This is a genomic window from Cyclobacterium sediminis (assembly GCF_054781075.1).
Genome location: NZ_BAAGVC010000018.1, coordinates 163,872 through 183,328, shown reverse-complemented (window position 1 = coordinate 183,328; position 19,457 = coordinate 163,872). Strand labels below are relative to the sequence as shown.

18 protein-coding genes are annotated in these 19,457 nt (G+C 38.3%); 12 read left to right on the top strand and 6 right to left on the bottom strand.

Annotated elements, in window-relative coordinates; translation table 11 throughout:
* Positions 1-39 precede the first annotated feature (39 nt).
* From ACYVHJ_RS16245 to ACYVHJ_RS16230, 4 genes are all read left to right on the top strand, one after another.
* Complete coding sequence (locus ACYVHJ_RS16245) at positions 40-816, top strand: ThuA domain-containing protein (RefSeq protein ID WP_460516683.1); 777 nt, start codon at positions 40-42, stop codon at positions 814-816.
* A gap of 186 nt (positions 817-1,002) precedes the next feature.
* The gene (locus tag ACYVHJ_RS16240; RefSeq protein WP_339903694.1) at positions 1,003-1,242 is read left to right on the top strand and encodes a hypothetical protein; all 240 of its coding nucleotides are present in this window, start codon (positions 1,003-1,005) and stop codon (positions 1,240-1,242) included.
* Complete coding sequence (locus tag ACYVHJ_RS16235; RefSeq protein ID WP_460516679.1) at positions 1,223-1,570, top strand: type II toxin-antitoxin system PemK/MazF family toxin; 348 nt, start codon at positions 1,223-1,225, stop codon at positions 1,568-1,570. Before ACYVHJ_RS16240 ends, ACYVHJ_RS16235 begins: the two co-directional genes overlap by 20 nt.
* A gap of 125 nt (positions 1,571-1,695) precedes the next feature.
* The gene (locus tag ACYVHJ_RS16230) at positions 1,696-2,796 is read left to right on the top strand and encodes a hypothetical protein (RefSeq protein WP_460516676.1); all 1,101 of its coding nucleotides are present in this window, start codon (positions 1,696-1,698) and stop codon (positions 2,794-2,796) included.
* Here ACYVHJ_RS16230 and ACYVHJ_RS16225 read toward each other — a convergent pair.
* Positions 2,793-3,356, bottom strand: a complete 564-nt coding sequence (locus ACYVHJ_RS16225) for an NADPH-dependent FMN reductase (protein WP_460516673.1) — start codon at positions 3,354-3,356, stop codon at positions 2,793-2,795. The two genes, ACYVHJ_RS16230 and ACYVHJ_RS16225, sit on opposite strands and share 4 nt — an antisense overlap.
* A 1,118-nt stretch (positions 3,357-4,474) precedes the next feature.
* Positions 4,475-5,596: a Gfo/Idh/MocA family protein gene (locus ACYVHJ_RS16220; protein ID WP_339903689.1), complete on the bottom strand. Its 1,122-nt coding sequence runs from the start codon at positions 5,594-5,596 to the stop codon at positions 4,475-4,477.
* Positions 5,597-5,800: 204 nt separating this feature from the next.
* Between ACYVHJ_RS16220 and ACYVHJ_RS16215 the strand changes: the two genes are divergently transcribed.
* A complete protein-coding gene (locus ACYVHJ_RS16215; RefSeq protein WP_339903688.1) occupies positions 5,801-6,217 on the top strand; it encodes a GNAT family N-acetyltransferase in 417 nt (138 codons plus the stop codon).
* A gap of 92 nt (positions 6,218-6,309) precedes the next feature.
* Here ACYVHJ_RS16215 and ACYVHJ_RS16210 read toward each other — a convergent pair whose 3' ends face one another.
* The 3 genes from ACYVHJ_RS16210 to ACYVHJ_RS16200 all read right to left on the bottom strand — a co-directional run bounded on the left by ACYVHJ_RS16210 (position 6,310) and on the right by ACYVHJ_RS16200 (position 9,839).
* On the bottom strand, positions 6,310-7,776 hold the full coding sequence (locus tag ACYVHJ_RS16210; protein ID WP_460516668.1) for a Gfo/Idh/MocA family protein: 1,467 nt from the start codon (positions 7,774-7,776) through the stop codon (positions 6,310-6,312).
* 391 nt (positions 7,777-8,167) lie between these two features.
* Positions 8,168-8,404, bottom strand: a complete 237-nt coding sequence (locus ACYVHJ_RS16205) for a hypothetical protein (RefSeq protein ID WP_014020075.1) — start codon at positions 8,402-8,404, stop codon at positions 8,168-8,170.
* A gap of 136 nt (positions 8,405-8,540) precedes the next feature.
* Positions 8,541-9,839 carry a voltage-gated chloride channel family protein gene (locus ACYVHJ_RS16200; RefSeq protein WP_460516664.1) on the bottom strand — a complete coding sequence of 433 codons (1,299 nt, stop codon included), beginning with the start codon at positions 9,837-9,839 and terminating at the stop codon, positions 8,541-8,543.
* Between the two features lie 437 nt (positions 9,840-10,276).
* Between ACYVHJ_RS16200 and ACYVHJ_RS16195 the strand changes: the two genes are divergently transcribed.
* The 3 genes from ACYVHJ_RS16195 (at position 10,277) to ACYVHJ_RS16185 (ending at position 14,475) form a co-directional block, all read left to right on the top strand.
* Complete coding sequence (locus tag ACYVHJ_RS16195; RefSeq protein ID WP_460516661.1) at positions 10,277-11,170, top strand: epimerase; 894 nt, start codon at positions 10,277-10,279, stop codon at positions 11,168-11,170.
* Positions 11,171-11,265: 95 nt separating this feature from the next.
* Complete coding sequence (locus tag ACYVHJ_RS16190) at positions 11,266-13,821, top strand: M14 family metallopeptidase (RefSeq protein ID WP_460516658.1); 2,556 nt, start codon at positions 11,266-11,268, stop codon at positions 13,819-13,821.
* A gap of 147 nt (positions 13,822-13,968) precedes the next feature.
* Positions 13,969-14,475: a hypothetical protein gene (locus ACYVHJ_RS16185; RefSeq protein WP_339903359.1), complete on the top strand. Its 507-nt coding sequence runs from the start codon at positions 13,969-13,971 to the stop codon at positions 14,473-14,475.
* A 15-nt stretch (positions 14,476-14,490) separates the two neighbouring features.
* Here the strand turns inward: ACYVHJ_RS16185 and ACYVHJ_RS16180 are convergent, their stop codons facing one another.
* A complete protein-coding gene (locus ACYVHJ_RS16180; protein WP_339903358.1) occupies positions 14,491-14,796 on the bottom strand; it encodes a DUF4286 family protein in 306 nt (101 codons plus the stop codon).
* Between the two features lie 135 nt (positions 14,797-14,931).
* Between ACYVHJ_RS16180 and ACYVHJ_RS16175 the strand changes: the two genes are divergently transcribed.
* The 4 genes from ACYVHJ_RS16175 to ACYVHJ_RS16160 all read left to right on the top strand — a co-directional run bounded on the left by ACYVHJ_RS16175 (position 14,932) and on the right by ACYVHJ_RS16160 (position 19,384).
* Positions 14,932-15,594 (top strand): carotenoid biosynthesis protein, encoded by a 663-nt coding sequence (locus ACYVHJ_RS16175; RefSeq protein ID WP_460516653.1) that lies wholly within the window; start codon positions 14,932-14,934, stop codon positions 15,592-15,594.
* A 51-nt stretch (positions 15,595-15,645) separates the two neighbouring features.
* Positions 15,646-16,092 (top strand): sterol desaturase family protein, encoded by a 447-nt coding sequence (locus ACYVHJ_RS16170; protein WP_339902268.1) that lies wholly within the window; start codon positions 15,646-15,648, stop codon positions 16,090-16,092.
* The gene (locus tag ACYVHJ_RS16165; protein WP_460516650.1) at positions 16,089-16,979 is read left to right on the top strand and encodes a MerR family transcriptional regulator; all 891 of its coding nucleotides are present in this window, start codon (positions 16,089-16,091) and stop codon (positions 16,977-16,979) included. Before ACYVHJ_RS16170 ends, ACYVHJ_RS16165 begins: the two co-directional genes overlap by 4 nt.
* Positions 16,980-17,626: 647 nt before the next feature.
* The gene (locus ACYVHJ_RS16160; RefSeq protein WP_339902265.1) at positions 17,627-19,384 is read left to right on the top strand and encodes a c-type cytochrome; all 1,758 of its coding nucleotides are present in this window, start codon (positions 17,627-17,629) and stop codon (positions 19,382-19,384) included.
* The last annotated feature ends 73 nt before the right edge of the window (positions 19,385-19,457 follow it).

Sequence of the window (19,457 nt, the reverse complement as noted above, 5' to 3'; positions counted from 1 at the left end):
GCTTTAAAGAGTTTACAAAAAGAATAAAAATAGAAAACCATGAACCTAAAATCACCATCGTTTAAATTTTTGTTGGTACTAATCGTACTGATACCTATTTCAATTTCAGCTTTTGCACAAAAGAACAAGGTTTTAATAGTGTCTGACACCTGGCCTGAAATGGATGTCCTGGCAGATGGCTTGGTGAAACAGGGGTACCTGGTAAGTAAGACGAGCGAAGAAGAACTTCAATCTGATTTATCCGATTTTGACTTTGTTTTTATGTATGTTCATGTAACCCATTCACCCAGAACGACACAGGTATTGATTGATTATACCAAAAACGGAGGTTCATTAATCGTGCTGCATCACGGTATTTCCTCTTCAAAAATGAAAAATCCCCAGTGGCTTGATTTTTTGGGCATCCAATTGTACCCAAGGGATCATCAGGAATATCCATGGAAGGTCTTGGCTAATTTGAACTATTTCATGGTAAATCTAAATCCCGGACATTTTATTACCAGTAATGGGATCAACTATGAAAAAGTCGTCCCATTTAAATCCGAATACGAAACAAATTACGATGGGGAGTATGATGCTTTCCAACTTATCAATACTGAATTGTTTTTAAACCAGCGTTTTACGGATGACCAAAAGACCGTTTTATTTGGTTTTAGGACAGAGGATGGAGTAAGAGCTCAACCCACTTCAGGCTGGTACAGTCAAAAAGGCAAGGGGATGGTGTTTTATTACCAGGCAGGGCATGCGGCATCAGATTTTAAAAACCCGAATTTTCTCCAGGTTATATTGAATACGCTGGAATGGGAGCCTAGTTAAAGTTTATCAGAACCGATTAAATTGTGCCACTCGACAGAAAAGCTTAGGGTACAAATTGATTTAGAACTAAGTATTCTGAGCCCTGGAAAGGCCAAGTATGAAGGTAATATTTGAATTTTTAAATTATTATTTACTTGTAGAATATACTTTTTGTATATACATTTAATATGTTTAATAAATCAAACGATGAAGACAATCTCCTTGAAAATTGATGAGGCTATATTCGGAGAAACTGAAAAGATTCTTTCTCGAATAAAGAAGCCCAGAAATCGGTATATAAATGAAGCTTTGGAGCATTATAATCAAATGCAGAAACGGCTGTTAATTGAAAAAAGACTTGCAAAAGAATCTGCATTGGTAAAGAAAGATTCAATGGCAGCACTAGAAGACTTTGAACAGATAGACCATGCTGATAAATCAATTTGAAATTTGGATAGCTGATCTAAATCCGAAGATTGGAACAGAACCAGGTAAAACCAGACCTGTATTGACTGTTCAAACCAATTTACTTAACAAAGTCCCGCATCCCTCAACAATTATTTGTCCGATTACAACCAATATTAAAAATGACACTCAAATTTTAAGGGTTCATTTGAAAAAAGGAATGGCAAATCTCCATCAAGATTGTGATGTAATGATTGACCAAATTAGAGCAATAGATAATAAGAGGCTTGTAAAAAGAGTGGGTATTTTACCAGTAGAATTGATTGAAACCTTAAAGGAAAATATCAAAATAGTCCTTGACCTTGAATGAAAAGAGAGAAAGATTCCTGAATTTGATTGTTTCTGGTCTCTAAAAAAAATGACTAAACGATTTTTCGCCTTATATGGCAGCCAATTAAATATGCACTAACGCCTCAAATTGATTTTATATCTATTATGCGAAGAATTTATATTCTTATAGCCGTTTTAACATTAACCAGTTTCTCCATAAGCTGTAAAAATCAGCAGGGCAGTGAATTACTTCTCGAAGTTGAAGCGCTTGACAAATCCTATGAAAACCTGTTCGTTTTTTATGCCAATTTATATGATTCTGGTACAGGAGGATTTTATGACAGTCCGGAAAAGAAGACCCCTCCAAGGATTGAATCTACTTGCAGGGTCATTAGCAGGATTGATGACAATGGGTTAATAAATACTGTACCGGAGCCAATTAAGAAAAAATGGGTGGAATTTCTTCATTCGTTTCAAGATTCTGTCACTGGGTTTTATGACGACCCAAACGAACATCGGAATATAGACATGAGAAGAGGCAGGGCGCTAAGTTATGTGAAGGGCGCATTTAAGCGGTTGGCCGCCAGTACAAAATACCCTTATCCAAAGATTAAGGGAAACAAAGATGTTGAAGAGGATGGCTTGATTCATTTGAAATCTGTCGAAAACTTTAATCATTGGATGGACACCTTGGGATGGGAAGACAACCCATGGAGGGCAGGAGGAACTTTGTCTACCCAAGGGAATGTGATTGCATCTCTAGATGGTACCTTACAAGAACAAATAGTAGAAGCAATGTTTGATTTTCTTGCTGAAAACCAAAACAAAAATGGTTTTTGGGGAGGAGGTTCATTGTATGTTCAACTTTCAGGTGCCTTTAAAGTCAGTAGCCTTTATAGGTTTTATGAGCGGGAAATGCCAAATGCCAACCAGATTCTAAAAAGCACCTTAAAATGCATTCGTGAAGAGGAATGTCGCAATTCAACCTGGGTAAGGAATCCGCTTAACTTACTTGCTGTTGTCAAACCCTATGTAATGATTAGTGAAAAAGAGAAGAAGGATATTATAAAAATTTCCATAGAAAATGTCCTGCGATTCTCACGTAATGATGGAGGCTTTTCGAATTCATTAAAGGATGAATTTGGCACAACGGACGGCTGTTCCCAAGCAATAATTACCAGAAATGCTTTGCGCGATTGGGTAGGACTGGAGCCATTGAATTTACCAAATACGGATTCGTTTTTACTGACCTTGCAATCGAATTAAAAGTTTTTATTTTCAATGTTCCTTTTTCCTTTAATTGAATGGATAAAAGCTCCAAGGAATAAGGCCAATTGGTTTTTCGTAGGTTGATCTGTTATTTCCCCTGCAGAATTTACCTTTCCCTTGATGCCTTGGACCAAAAGGGATGTTTCCTCTTTGCAAGTTGCCTGAATGGTTTTCATGATTAGTTTCAATTCTTCATGTCCTTTTATCCCGCTTGCTGAAGCCGTTATGAGACCAACAGGCTTTTCTGAAAAAACGGTCGTAGAAACACACCATTCCAATACATTTTTTAAACCGCTGGGTATACTAAAAACATATTCCGGGCTACAAATTATCACCCCATCTGCTTTGTCAATTTTCTTTCTTAAGGAGATGATTTTTTCCGGCACATTGTTTTCCGTTAATGTAGTTTGGAAGTGGGGCAGTTCCGTCAAATTATCAAGGATTTCCATGATAAGTTCAGCTTTCCCCAAATCCCCGAGGTATTTTAATAAGCTAAGGTTGGCGGAGTCTGGGCTAGCACTACCACATATACTTAGGATGTTTATTTTTGTTACCATATGGGATTTTGAAAAATAGAAATTTGATTGATAGGGTTATTTAGTTAGTTAAACAAAAATCCTCCAAAAGGGAATAGAGAGACTTTAATTTAACTATTTTTTTGGACATTGCCAGGTCTGGAAAAAGGCTTTTACCCTTTTGGGTTTTAGATTTAAGGAGAATTGTGATTCTATAATCCTGTCATCCCTTCGGGATTTGTTTTGAAGTACATATCCCATTTCCCAATTTGTCTAATTTGATAATTTTAAACCCCAAAGGGGTGTAAAGATTATAGAAAATAGGGCCAGGATAGGACTTAAACTCCGTAGGAGTGACACCTCAGTCTAGGTTTTCAAATAAAAAATCAGTTTAAATCGTTGATAAAAGTCAAGGGTAATTCATGATTTTTCACAGAAAACCCGGAATTGTGTCACCCCTTTGGGGTTTAGATTTGAGATAGATTTTGATATCTATAATCCTGTCATCCCTTTGGGATTTGGGTTAGGACATGGTGAATTTGGTTATTCAATATTTAAATTCAGGCAATTGTGAGCCTACCGAAGTGGAAGATGTAGGTCTTCAGGTATTTAAAAAGGGTATAATATTTTTCAAACCCCAAAGGGGTGTTAAGATTATAGAAAATGGGATCAGAATAGGGTTTAAACTCCGTAGGAGTGACACCTCAGTCTAGGTTTTCAAATAAAAAATCAGTTTAAATCGTTGATAAAAGTCAAGGGTAAGTCATGGTTTTTCACAGAAAACCCGGAATTGTGTCACCCCTTTGGGGTTTAGATTTGAGATGGATCTTGATATCTATAATCCTGTCATCCCTTCGGGATTTGTTTTGAAGTGCATATCCTATTTTCCAATTTGCCTAATTTGATAATTTTCAAACCCCAAAGGGGTGTAAAGATTATAGAAAATAGGGCTAGAATAGGATTTAAACTCCGTAGGAGTGGCATATTGATTTATTAGGCTGCTATCCCTTTAGGATTAGGCTTAGTTCTTAAAATGGTTTTGGGAATTATTGTCGTTTGCGATAAATTTCCCTAAATAAAAAAAATCCCAAAGAATTTCTCCTTTGGGACATCACTCGACCTACAGCTAAATGGCTATTGGTTTTATTTTTAGATGTTCTTTAGGTCAAATCAAGCTTCACTTTTTTACCCGTTTTAACGGCTTTATAAATAGCATCAATTATAATTAAATCTTTAAGCCCTTCTTCACCATCTACAGGTACCTTAGCGGTTTCACCATCTAAAATGATCCCTGCCATTCTATCCATTTGTACAGTTTGGTGTGTTACATGAGGGAAATTTAATGGGCCCTTATTCGTCCATGCTTTAATCGGACCATAGCCTGTGGAGGGCTGCATTTCTGCAAAGCCTTTGGTGCCATTTAAGAAAAACTTATCCAAATGGCTGGTACTGTAGGTTGACAGGCAAGAGGAGATCACCCCACTTGGAAATCCAAACTGGAAAGTAATGGTTTCGTCAACCCCTTCCTTAAATTTTACCGGGTCTGTTTTGGTTTCTTGGGCGGTTACCCATTCCGGTTCCTCACCCACCATATATCGGGCGCCATTGATAGAATAGATGCCGATGTCCATCATGGCACCACCACCTGCCAATTCCTTGTTCAGCCGCCATTGGGTCGGGTCACCAATTCTAAACCCACTCAAGCCCTGAAAGAATTTAATATCACCGAATGCTCCATTTTCGCGTAAGCGAATAATTTCCAATGTATTAGGTTCGAAATGCATGCGGTAACCTACAAGTAGTTTAACGCCGGCTTGGTCGCAAGCTTCCACCATTTCTTTACCTTCCTTGGCATTGATGGCCATCGGTTTCTCACAAATCACATGCTTACCGGCAGCAGCGACCCGTAAGGTCTGCGGGTGGTGTAGGGCATTTGGTGTGATAATATAAACAGCATCAATGTCCGGATTGTCCTTGATGGCATCGAAATTTTCATAATTGTAACAGTTTTTGTCTGGTATATTATAAGTGGCTTGCCAATCCTTAATTTTGGAAGGTGTGCCACTGATCAGGCCTACCAACTTGGCATTTTTGGAATCCAACATGGCCTTGGCCACACGGGTAGCATAACTACCCAAGCCCATTATGGCAACTCTTAAAGTGCTTGCTTTTTTGGTATTGTGATTCATGCTTGCTTGCGTGTTTTGCGTGAAGTTTGGAATAAGAGGGAGAGAAACTGCCGAGAGTGTCAGTTTTTGCAAAAAGTTTCTTCTGCTTGTCATGATTTAATTAGGTTTAAAGTTTTAAATTGGCGATGGTTGATTTTTTTGTGCTGTTGTTCTTAGACCCTTATATAAAGAATAAGGCTTTAATATTATTGCAAAATTCCAGTCAAATTCTTTAATTACAAGATATTGTTTTTTATCCGGAAACTGAAAATAAAATATTTTTGGCCATGAAACAAATGGTACATCAACCCAGCCCATATGTCGACTTCTATTGTTTATCAGGCCGAGCCTGAATTAAAAGTAGCTGACTTTCAAAAGCTGCTAATCTCTTCTACATTGGGCGAGCGAAGGCCGGTAGGAGACCTAAAGCGTTTGGAAAAGATGCTTTTGCATGCTGACCTGATTCTCACGGCAAGAATGGAAGGAGAATTAATCGGAATTGCCAGATCGATCTCTGATCAAAGTTATTGCACTTACTTGTCTGATCTGGCTGTACATGTTGATTTTCAAAAGCAAGGCATAGGGAAGAAGTTGGTAATGTTAACCAAGGAAGCCTTTCCCCAGTCCAACTTGATCCTGCTCTCTGCGCCCAAAGCCGTTGACTATTACCCAAAAATAGGAATGAAAAGGCACCCTCATTGCTTTCTCTCAGTGCCTAAAGATCCTATTTATTGATAAGTGCCAATACAAAAGGCTGCTTCCTATATGGAAACAGCCCTTAGGGTTTATTGTTAATTTTCTATTCGAAAATCTCTTTTGCTTTTTACTTATACTTTGTCCGGAGATGGGAGGTCAAATTCAGCCCTTCTTGGGTCAAAGAGTAATCGGTTGGCTTCCACTGATCGATCACCAACAAAGAATTCAGAATCTCCATCAAACTCCAACCAAGGACCGACGATATAATCCGCCTGATCTACAGGTACACCCATACCATCTCTTGCGATTTCATGGATTTTCATAAATTCTTCAAAGGCCAATTTATTGTCCCCGAACCTCCCTGCTTTTGCATTGAAAGGTACTTTTTCACCAAGTCTGTAAGAAATATTCATCAAGTGACCCAAGGTGCAACTGTAATGCGCGTCATACATATTGCCATTGGCCATCATTGGATCATTGGCGCGGCAGGCATTTACAAAGCTACCGAATGCTCCTCCAGGTGTCATGGGTACTTTCTTTACATCAACATTGCGTGCTTGGCTTCCATTGTGTGACTTATATTCTCCATCGATCAGCTTGCCTCCATCTTCAAAATAGAAGCGGTTGGTCACTTCCCTAACATAGCCTTCATGGTTGGCATTTCTAACGTTGAAAAATACTTGTTGGCCATTGGCAAATTCTGCTATAGCAAACATTGTATTTGGCGTTTCCCCTTGGTCATCCCAGTTGAATCTGCCACCCATAGCCATTACCCTTACAGGGTGCGTATTGGCCACTTCATCATCCAAGGCCCAATAGGCCACGTCCAGTTGATGAGTCCCTTGGTTGTTTAACTCACCATTACCAACTTGCCAATTCCAGTGCCAATTGTAATGAACCAGATTTTCATTGTACTGATCGATTACTGCAGGACCTTTCCATAAATTCCAATCCAAATGGCTTGGTGGGGCAGTATTGGGTTTGTAACCTATGCCTTCTCTTGGCTTACAAGCAAAGCCATGGGAAACCAGCATTTTACCGTATTTTCCGGATTTAATATCACTTACCTGATCGCGCCATTCGTCACTACTCCTTCTTTGAGCGCCATGTTGCACGACTATTCCATATTTTTCGGCGGCAGCCAGTGCAATTCGTCCTTCGTGGACATCATGACTTGCCGGCTTTTCAACGTAGCAATGTTTTCCATTTTGTGCGGCCCACACCACCATTAGGGAGTGCCAGCTATTTGGAGTTGCCACACTGATGGCATCGATGTCTTTCATTTCAAGCACTCGGCGAACATCTGCTTCACCTTTTACTCTATTGCTTTTGGTTTCTCCACTTCGAAGAGATTGTACACGTTCATTGAGTACATTTTTGTCAGGATCTACTAAATAGGCAATCTCAACGTTCTCTAATTTTGAGAAATTTCCGATATGGGATTTACCTCGGCCATTGACTCCACATACAGCCATCCTAAAACGATCGTTGGCACCAATTATGGAACCATAAGATTTTGCACTAAAGCTCATGGCTCCAATGGTTAATCCACTTGCTCCAAAAATAGATTTCTTGATAAATTCTCTTCTTTGTTTCATGATTTGGGTTTGATAATACTTTTAGAATGAATACATAAGTAAAAGAAAATTGAGATTTAATTCAAGTTTTGCCCAATTTATTATTTGATTGGTAGCAATGTGGGATCATTAATTTCGAATCCCTGTGAAATGATTGTTATTTGGCTTCCCAAGCTTTTATGTAGCTTTGGAAATAGGGTCTAACTAATACGGGCGAAGCTTTCGAAGGTGAAATTTATGGCTAAAAATCAGTTTTTCTACTGTCCTGATAAATTAGGATAGGAGCTTTTCATTCATAGAAAAACAAAGAATATTCATCATAAAAAAATATACTGATTCCATGTAAAAAAATCAGCAAAAAAATTGAGCTGGAAATTACATAGCTGGGAAAAAAAACTTTTGCAAGCAGTGCTTATGAGGCTTTCAAAAGGGTGTCAATCAATTCTGATGGGGTTTGAATACGGGCAATTTTGTCATCTTCCAGTTCTTTCTTCAACTCGTATTCTAATTCGAAGATCAACCCTGAGACAAAAATTTTGTCCATCCTCAAATCGTAGTAAAAGTTGGCAGCTTTTTTCTTTCCTGTTAAAGGAATTCCGTAAGATTGGAAAATTCCTATGGCCTTGCGCATTGCAGTAATATTGTTCATAGCATTAAGTTCAATCCAGAATCAATACGGAGATACCTTTTGTTTTGTTGTGTATTTCAACAAATCTTTTCATTAAAATTTGTTAAACAACCAAAATCAAGGGTCAATTTTTACTTTAAGTTTGGTTTTTGCTTAATTAGAGTTCACCAATCCTTTTGCCTTTTCGTCTTAAAAATTGTTGGTTTTTAGGTGAGCCGATAAGCTGTGAATTGTAGATACCGGAGTGACCACTGAACAGGTAAGCCAAGACACATGCCAAGCCAATGTACACGCCTGATTCAGCCCCAAAAAGTTCAATTCCCATTAAAGTGCAGGCCAAAGGAGTGTTGGTTGCTCCGGAAAAAACACTCACAAATCCCATGCCTGCCAATAAGGCAACGGGCAATGGAATTATTGCTGACAAGGCATTGCCCAAGGTGGCACCGGTATAGAACAAGGGTGTCACCTCTCCACCTTTAAATCCTGAGCCTAAGGTCAAGGAAGTTTTGGCTATTTTTACTAAGAAATCATACCAAGGGAGGTCCTGAGAAAAGGAATCTACGATGGTGGGAATTCCCAAACCAATGTATTTGGTGTCTCCTATTATAAAGACGGAGGCAGCTATGATCACACCGCCTACCACCGGTCTAAAAGGTGGGTATTTAATTTTTTTACTAAAGTAATTTGACCAAAAATGCGTGGATTTTGAAAAAAGCCTGGCTGCCAACCCAAAGCATATTCCTGCGGGGATCACCCAAAACACATTGATGAGGTCAAAGACCGGCACTGTCGGGATTAAGTATTCGGTATGGTGAACCAACCAAACCCCTTCGCAGGCATAATTGGCAATAATTGCAGCAAGAAAAGCCGGAAGAATAGATTCGTATCGAAGCCTGCCTATAATTAGCCATTCCAAGGCAAATACAGCACCGGCAAGTGGCGTTCCAAATACAGAAGCAAATCCAGCTGCCACTCCCACTGTTATGACCATCTTGCGATCATCCGTTTTAAGGTTAAACCACTTCGTAAATTGATCTGATATCGCTCCTCCCATTTGTATGGCAGTGCCCTCCCTTCCTGCCGAACCACCAAAAAGATGCGTTAGCAAGGTGCCTAGAAGTACCAAAGGAGCCATTTTCAACGGAATTATCTTTAAGGGATTATAAAATTCTTCTAAAAGTTGATTGTTTCCCTTGACTACAGAAGTGCCAAAACGATGGTATATCCAGCCAATAAAAAACCCTCCTATTGGTAAAAATAGAATGATCCAAAGGTTGGATTCCCTGTATTGAGTGACCCAGTAGAGGGAAGTTAAAAACAAGGCCGAAGCAGATCCTACCAAGCTCCCAATGATCAGCGCCAAAACCAGCCATTTAGCAGCGTAAGCCACATTGGGGATTAATTCTTTAAAAATAAATTTGTTAAACAAAAGGAGGTTTCGGTTCCTATTTGACATGTATTGAACAATTTAGATTCCGGAAAACGATAAACCGGAATGAATACAATTTTTGTTCAGCAGGAAACATTTCCCGGAACCTTTGTAAATGAGTCCAACTCATTTCTTGAAAAACTGCAAATTGGCTCCTTATAGCATACCCTGACTAATTGCCCACAAATATAGCCAAACATTTGATAAAAATTTTATTGCGCTTACGCACGGTTTCCACGCATGAATAAGTCGGGGATTTTAGGGGATTCACTCACTTATTGTGGCCAACTTTTCTTATAATTACCTGTAATTTCACCAAGTTACGCTTCACTAATTTATTGCTTACATGTGGACTTTAAAGACCCTCAAATCTTTTATAGCATTTTTTGCTATTGTTCGCATGGTGGAATAATTTTTGTGGCGTGTAATTTTCGTTTATTTAGATTTCAGGGTAGCAATTAATTATGCAAAATATACTAATCACTGGAGGATCAGGACTTGTAGGTACTTCTGTAACCAAAACACTGGAAGCCGAAGGCAAAAAAGTGGCTTGGTTAAGCAGAAGTCCAAAAAAATACGATCAAAAGGCTTTCTTTTGGGATCCGAAAAAGGGCGAATTGGATGAGAAAGGAATAGATTGGGCAGATGCTATAATCCATCTGGCAGGGGCCGGTGTGGCGGAGAAAAAATGGACTGACCAACGCAAAAAAGTAATTTTGAATAGTAGGCTTAAAAGCAGTAATCTGCTCTATGAAGCATTAAAGAAGTCCAAAAATAAGCCCAAAGCCATGGTTTGTTCCAGTGCCGTGGGTTATTATGGATTTGATACCGGGGAGACATTGGTTTTTGAAGGAGATCCTGCAGGGAATGATTTTTTGGCGGATGTTGTGAAGCAATGGGAGAATGCTACAGAAAAATTTCAGGATTTGGAGATCCGTACAGTGATTTTTCGGATTGGGATAGTGTTGGCCAAAGAAGGTGGAGCTTTGAAAGAAATGCTAAAGCCACCTGTTGCAGCACCACTGGGTTCAGGCCAACAATATTTGAGTTGGATTTTTATCGAAGATTTGTCCGCAATGTTTGCCTATGCCCTTGAAAATCATGGATTGTCCGGCATATATAATGCCGTAGGTCCTGTCCCTGTCACCAATAAAATTCTCACCCAAAGGGCTGCCGAATACAAAGGGAAACCTTTTGTAAATATAGGAGTTCCCTCATTTGCTCTTAAACTAGGACTAGGAGAGATGGCCAATATGATTTTAGGGGGAAACCGGGTGAGCAATGAAAAAATAGAAGGTACAGGTTTCAAATTTGAATATGGAGACCTTAACCTTGCTTTGAAAAAAATATTCTCCTAAAGTTTTGACGACTGGTCGTATTATTTATAAAAAACCTCATAATTTCATTCTTGAAAAGACTGGTCTGTATTCTTGCGTATTAAACCTAACTAAAAATGAAAAGAGGACTATTTAGCAGTGCATTATTATTTCTATTTTTTGTAGTTGGTGCTCAGGATATTAATCTTGATTATTACCTTCCGGATGATTATACCTATGATGAGAATATTGCAACACCTTCCTCCATTTTAGGTTTTGAAGTGGGTGAGTGGCATGCCAATCATACCCAAGTGGTCAACTATTACAGGGCGGTGGCCGAGCAATCCTCTAGGGCAACCTTAATCAACTATGGCAGTACTTACGAAAAAAGACCTTTGTTGATGTTGGCCGTTTCGTCTCCTAAAAATATCAAACAACTGGATAAGTTAAAAGAGCAGCGTGGAGGATTAAGGTATCCTGATTTTAAATCTGATCTTCAAGGTATGCCAGTGGTAATGTATATGGGGCATTCGGTTCATGGAAATGAATCTTCCGGGGTAAATGCCTCATTGCTTTCTGCCTATCACTTTACAGCAGCTAAAGAAATAGAAGAAGATTTAGACAATATTATCTTGTTAATAGACCCTGCCATAAATCCAGATGGAATCAACCGGTTTGCTTCTTGGGTCAATAGTCATAAAAGTTATTATCCCAATGGGGACCGAAACAATCGGGAGCTCAATGAAACCTGGCCTAGAGGGAGAACAAATCATTACTGGTTCGATTTAAACAGGGATTGGATACCCGTCCAGCATCCTGAATCTCAAGGGAGGATTGCTCAACTGCAGGCCTGGCTACCAAATATCGTTCTTGATTTTCACGAAATGGGTACGGACAATACCTACTTTTTTCAGCCAGGTATACCGAGTCGAAACAACCCGCTTACACCGGCTAAGAATTTTGAACTAACAGAAAAAATTGCTGGGTATCATGCCAAATACCTGGATAAAATAGGTTCACTCTATTATTCCAAAGAAAGTTTTGATGATTATTATTTCGGTAAAGGTTCTACCTATCCGGATATCCAGGGGGCCGTGGGAATTCTATTTGAGCAGGCCTCTTCCAGGGGGCACCTGCAAGAAAATGTTTTTGGAGAAATATCATTTCCATTTACCATCAGAAATCAATTTACTACGGCACTTTCTTCCTTCGATGCAGCCATAGACCTCAGGGTAGAATTGAATACTTATATGTCAGACTTTTATAAGGAGGCAAAGGAAGCCTATACTAATGATGACAACAAGGCGATAATTTTTGGTGCTTTAGAGGATTATGGCAGAACATTTCATTTTGCTGATGTTTTATTGCGCCACGATATACAGCTTTATAGTTTAGAAGAAGATGTCACTCTAAATGGCGTGCCTTTCAAATCAGGAAAGTCATTCATTGTTCCATTGGATCAACCTCAATACAGGCTTATCAACTCCTTGTTTGAAACAAGGACTACTTTTCAGGATAGTTTGTTCTATGACGTGTCTACATGGAACCTACCCATGTCATTCAATTTAAACTATATGTCGCTAAGCAGTAAGATTTTAAATCTTGCTAAAGTAGAAAATGTAAGCAAAGGCCTCACTTTTAAGAAGGGTGAAGTTGTTGGTAAAGCAGGTGCCTACAGTTATGCCTTTGAATGGGAGGAATATTATGCCCCAAAGGCCTTGTATAAGTTAATGGATCTTGGTTATCAAGTAAGGGTTAGTCATAAGGAGTTCCAGACCAAGGATAAGAAAAGCTTTGGTAGAGGAACCATATTGGTTGAAAAAGGAAATTCAGATCGGAGTGAGGAGGCGTTTTATGAAGACCTTAAATCAATAGCTGCCACCACAGGTATTAATATTCATGCTTTGACTACGGGGCTTACAGCCGGTGTAAACCTTGGTTCACCCAGTATCAGTGTGTTGAAAAAACCATCCATTGCCCTCCTAGTGGACGATGGTGTGGGCAGTTCTGATGCAGGAGAAATATGGCATCTTTTTGATCAGAGAATGGAGATTCCAATTACTTTGATGCCTACACATAGGATGTCAGGAGCTGATCTCAATAGGTACAATGTGATCATATTGCCCACCGGAAATTACGGAGGTTTTGGTGAGAGAGAAGCCGAAAAGCTAAAGACCTGGGTTCAAAAAGGAGGTACGCTAATTAGTAGGGGGTCTGCGATGAATTGGTTAGCCAAAAATGACATCGCAGTGTTTAATTTTGCCAGTGCAGATTATTCTGACAGTACCAGCCAAAAGAAATACGCTGATTTAACTAACGATAGAGGAGCAAAAGTAACCGGAGGGGCTATTTTCAAGGCAAAATTAGATGTGACTCATCCTATTGGGTATGGGTATAAGACCGGGGATATACATGTATTTAAACGAGGGAATCAATTTCTCGAGCTGTCGGGAAATCCTTACGCTAATCCTGTGGTTTATACTAATGATCCACTAGCAAGCGGCTATGTGCATCCAAAAAACCTGGAATCGATAAAAAACAAAGGTGTGGTTCAAGTTTCGGGAAAAGGTAGAGGAAAGACCATAGGCTTTGTTGATAACCCAAATTTTAGGGCTTTTTGGTATGGAACCAATAAAATGTTTTTAAATGCAGTTTTCTTTGGACAGACCATTAATAGCGCTTCCACCAGATAGGTTGTGCTGTTCTTTTTCTGATTACCGTTTAATTTTTTGGGTTAAAATCTTTTTATTCAAGGAAAATCAAAAATTTTAAGCTGTAAATTCTTCATTGCCTTATTTTTCAAATTACTTTTCTTTAATTTGCAAGTTCAAAGGCTCATTATGAAAAGAAAGCTATTTCCTTTAGATAAAAATTATATTCTACGGCAAGCCCAGGAAGCTGTGGAGAAGGAGATGATGCAAATGATGGTGGATGAACTGAAAAAAGCCTTTACACTATTGTTCAATCCTCTCGAATTGCATGATGATACGTATTTAAAAATTCTTTCCGTAAAGTCATTTCCTGATGAACATTTGTCGATTATTTATCAGCAGTTGGCTGGCATTTTTAGGTATAAATTTGGTTCCAACCAATTGGAGTTGAGATTTGACGGTAAGAGTCATTTCGAAAAATACCAAGAAGACTGGAGGCAAACACTTCAAAAGTGGGTACAAGGCCTAGGTCAGGATCCGGCTTATGTAAAAAACTTGCTTAGGATGACATTGCTTTATGATACGCCTTCTCGTGCTTTGTTTGCAGAAAATAGGTGTAAGTCCTTATTGAACGAGCATTTTGGCCTTCTAATTATCAAGAGAAAAGGGGATCTATTAATGAAGTTGGGAAGCTAATCAAGCTTCCAGAATTTAATCAACTGATTCCAAAACAGACCTGAAAGAAACAAATTGGCTTCCAAACTTTTCTTTGAGGATCTCACTAAGTACTTCTGCATACCTTTCTTGAAAGAATTCTAAGTCTTCAAGGTTTTCTGCCAAAAATTGAGCGGAAAAATTTATTCCATTCCCATTGTCTTCCTGCAATAGTCGAAAAAAACGTTTTTCGTAAAAGAGTCCGGTTTGCATCACCCTACTGAGGTATTCCTGTTTCATCCAGGCAATAAACTCTTCCTCCCTATCCCTATCAATATTTATAGTTACGTTATAAAGTACCATTTGATTGACCTTTATGGCTTGTGTGATTCAATTTATGTTAAATTCGTATTCATTCTTTCGAACAAAAGTGTAAAGAAACACTTATACTATATTGAAAACAAAAATAATACCTCAATATTTAATTTTCTGTTTTATATGCCCAAAATCAAAAAGAGCTGGATGAGCTTCAGGCCTGAAAAAACGCTATTAGCTAAAATCTTTATTACAATTTTACACCTAGTAGGGTTGTTTGGACTGTACTGGGAAAAGAGTCGGGCACTGTTTCAGTTGATTACTCCTTTTCATTTGGTGGTGGTGACAGGTATTCTTCTTTACTTCCATCGGGATTTTAACAAGGGCTTTCTTGGTTTCTTTACATTTGCCTTCTTAGTTGGGATGATCACTGAAATCATCGGCGTTAACACCGGTTTGCTTTTTGGGGACTACAGCTACAGTTCGGTCATGGGAATAAGGGTTTTCGGCGTTCCGCTAACAATTGGCCTAAATTGGTTCCTATTGGTTTATTTGACGGGGGGGATTTTTCAAAATATGATAAAAAATGACCTTATTGCGGCAGTTTTGGCAGCGTCCCTAATGGTTCTATTGGATTTAAACCTCGAAGTAGTAGCTGTTGAACTGAATTTCTGGCAGTGGCATCAAGAAAGCATTCCTTTATCTAACTATTTCACTTGGTTTTTAGTTGCATTCATAATTCAGATGGTCCATAGAAAGGCTTCATTTGAAAAGGAGAATCCCCTTCACCTTACGCTCTTTTTCAATTTGCTTTTCTTTTTTGCCATTTTGGCAATGCTTTTATAAAAGAAAAAGGTTTGTACTAAACAAAATTGATTGAAAGAAGTTTTAACGACAATGATTTACGCTCTGTTTTATACATTTATAGGTTTTATGGCCATGGAATTGTTCGGATGGTTTATACACAAGTATATAATGCATGGCATTTTATGGAAAATTCACAAAACCCATCATACCCATACGAAAGGATTCTTTGAGCTCAATGATCTTTTCTCGATCCTTTTTGCAAGTATTGCTATTGTGCTAATTTTATTGGGGATAGAGGGATGGGATTATAGATTCTGGTTAGGGCTAGGTATCACTGTTTACGGTATGAGTTATTTTTTCTTGCATGATGTATTGATACACAGGAGGCTCAAGGTATTCTCAAGACCTAAAAAAGGGTATCTTGCTGGCATTTTTAGTGCGCATCAAGCGCATCATATTAGTAGGGAAAAAGATGGAGCTGTTTCATTCGGGTTATTCATTGTACCTAGGAAGTACTTTAAAAATAAAGGTAGATGAGTAAATATTCAATAAAGGACTTAGAGCAATTGTCGGGTATCAAAGCACACACTGTTCGAATTTGGGAGCAAAGGTATAAATTACTTAATCCCAAAAGAACAGAGACCAACATCAGGTATTATGATGACGATGACTTAAAGTTAATTCTTAACGTAGCTTTGCTTAATGATAATGGGATCAAAATAAGTAAAATAGCTAAAATGTCAGTAGAGGAGATGAAAGCAGAAGTTCTTCATCTTACCGAGCGCTCTTTTGCCTATGATGATCAGATTCACTCTTTGGTATTGGGCATGGTGGAATTCAATGAAGAAAGGTTTGAGAAAATTATTGCTACCAATATACTCAAAATAGGTTTTGAGCAGACCATGATCAACATAATTTATCCTTTTTTATCAAAGATTGGTGTTTTATGGCAAACAGGTAGTATTCATCCCGGGCAGGAGCACTTTATTTCAAACCTGGTAAGGCAAAAGCTTATTGTGGCCATTGATGGGCAAATGTATAGTGGAGGCGGGAGTAAATTTCTATTGTTTCTTCCGGAAGGAGAACTGCACGAAATATCTCTATTATTTACTTCTTACATATTAAAATCATATGGTCACAAAGTTATTTACCTAGGTCAGAATACGCCCGATGAAGACCTGAACAATGTTTATAAGGTACACAAACCTGAATTTTTGGTTACCGCTATTACCACAAACCCTTCAAACGAGGAAGTTGAACCCTTTTTGCAATCTTTGGGTGAAAGATTCCCTGATTCAAAGATTATAGCATCAGGATACCAAATCCTGGGCGGCAAACTTAAATTGCCTGCGAATGTACAATTGATGGAATACTTGAAGGAAATTAAAGATTACATCCTTCTTTTACCTTCAACCCGCGCTTAGTTTGGCTTATTCTCAATAATCCAAAATCTTCTTACTTCGATAATTAACCTAAAAATCAATATTTAACAAAAAAATACAAAAATAGGGTTAATAATTTACCTTTTATTCTTGTAATGGAAGGCTTTTTCCTTACTTTTGTCATTATTTTCACCCAAGATATCACCCTTTTTAAAAATTATTTTCAAGTTTGTTATTAGTGCAGTGCTCATCCTATGCCCTGTATTTGGTGCGTAGTTGATGCTCAAATAGCCAGAATACTCTTCGCCTTAATAGAAACTATGCTAGGTAATTAATTTGGGAATCCTTACTTTAAGGTTTACTAGTCAGTGCTTTAAGGTTATGTAATTATGCTGTAAATCCAAATAATTAAAAATAATATGTATAACTAGACATTCTAAAGGATGATGACAGGAGAAAAATAGATCTAAACTAAAACAGAGTTTGACACCTCTTATTAAATGAAATTTGGCAGGTCAATTTTAGAAATAACCATTTCCATAATACTTTATCCACTTAAGTAATTTTTTTAAGAATTACGTGTTGATTTTAAGGGAATTTTATGATTTCAGTATAACTTACCTTCCTAATTTAACAATCGAATCACCCACATAATTTTAAAAAGACAAATCTTTAATAGTTTATATAAGATGAAAAATATATCTTTTAACAAATCACATCGCTTAGGTTACTACCTAATGATGTTCGTGCTTTTTAGTTTGGCAGCATGTCAATCTGGAGTAGAATTACCAAAAGGAGACGCAGATAATGGAGGCTTGACTCTTCCAGGTGGGTTTGAAGCCGTAGTGGTTGCGGATAGCATAGGTAGGGCAAGACACCTTACCGTTAGAGAGAATGGTGATATTTATGTAAAGCTTCGTGTTGCCAACGAAGAAGGACAAGGAATAGTTGCCTTAAGAGATTCTGACAATGATGGTAAAGCTGATATTGTCAAAGTATTTGGTGACTATCCTGAAAATGGAAGTTATGGTACCGGTATGGAGATCTACAACGGGTATTTTTACTTCAGTACTGCGGGTGATGTTTTTAGAATAAAAATTGATCCTGAAAAATTGGTTCCCGAAGGAGAGGCCGAACTCATCATGAGAGATGATTATAAAAATGCTGAGCATGGATTTGAGCATATCGCCAAGCCACTGGCATTTGACAATGAAGGGAATATGTATGTTCCTTTTGGTTCTCCGGGAGATGTTTGTCAAGAATTTAACAGGCGTCCGGGTATGGCTGGGATGTTTCCCTGTCCTCAACTTGAGTGGCATGGTGGGATATGGAGGTTTGATGCTAATAAATTAAATCAAACCCAAGAAGATGGCTATAGATATGCTACCGGAATAAGGAGTGTGGTTGCCATGGATTGGAATGAAAAAGAAAACAGTCTATATGTGGTGCAACACGGTCGAGACAATCTTTACCGAACTTGGCCGGATCTTTACTCGAGGTGGGAGTCTGCTGTACTTCCCTCTGAAGAGTTTTTCAAAGTAGAGGATGGCACCAATGGCGGATGGCCTTATTATTATTATGACCATATTCAAGGTAAAAAACTATTGAACCCTGAATATGGAGGAGACAAAGAGTTGGCCACCGGAGTAGATTCTATAGCCATGCCTTTAATGGGATTTCCTGGTCATTATGCCCCCAATGATCTCTTCTTCTATACAGGAGATCAATTTCCTGAAAGGTATAAAGATGGTGCATTTGTAGCATTTCATGGAAGCACAATTCGTGGGCCTTATCCTCAGGCAGGTTATTTTGTAGGCTTTGTTCCATTTGAAGAAGGGAAACCTTCAGGTCCTTGGGAAGTTTTTGCTGATGGATTTGCCCAGTTGGATACCATTGTAAATACAGGTGATGCTGCAGCACGTCCCATGGGGATCTCTATGGGGCCTGACGGATCGCTTTATGTTACTGAAAGTGTGAAAGGTAAAATTTGGAGAATAATGTATCCCGGAGATAAAGAAGATTTCACGGAAGATGCATTGACCGAATTGGAAGAAAGGAAAAAAACGAGAACAAATATTAAAAAGCCTTCTGAAGAAGAAGATAATTTAGAGAAAGGTATGCTAGAAATAGGTGAACAAACCTATAACGTATATTGCGCAACCTGTCACCAAAGCAATGGTTTAGGAGATGGAACACGGTTTCCTACCTTATCTCAAACCAAATGGGTTAGAGGCAATAAGAAGCAATTAATTAATGTATTGTTACAAGGTCTAGAGGGACAAATAGATGTTAAAGGAGTTTCCTACAACGGCATAATGCCTGCACATTCTTTTCTTAGTGATGCCCAAATTGCGGGTGTTCTTACGTATATTAGAAAAAGTTTTGGGAATAATTCTTCCAGTATTTCAGCGATAGAAGTTGGCAATGCACGTAAAGAAATTGAGTAAATTTTAAAAAAACATCCACTTTATAGGGCTAAAATATGAAGTTAATTGTTTCCATATTAATTGGAATATTTGG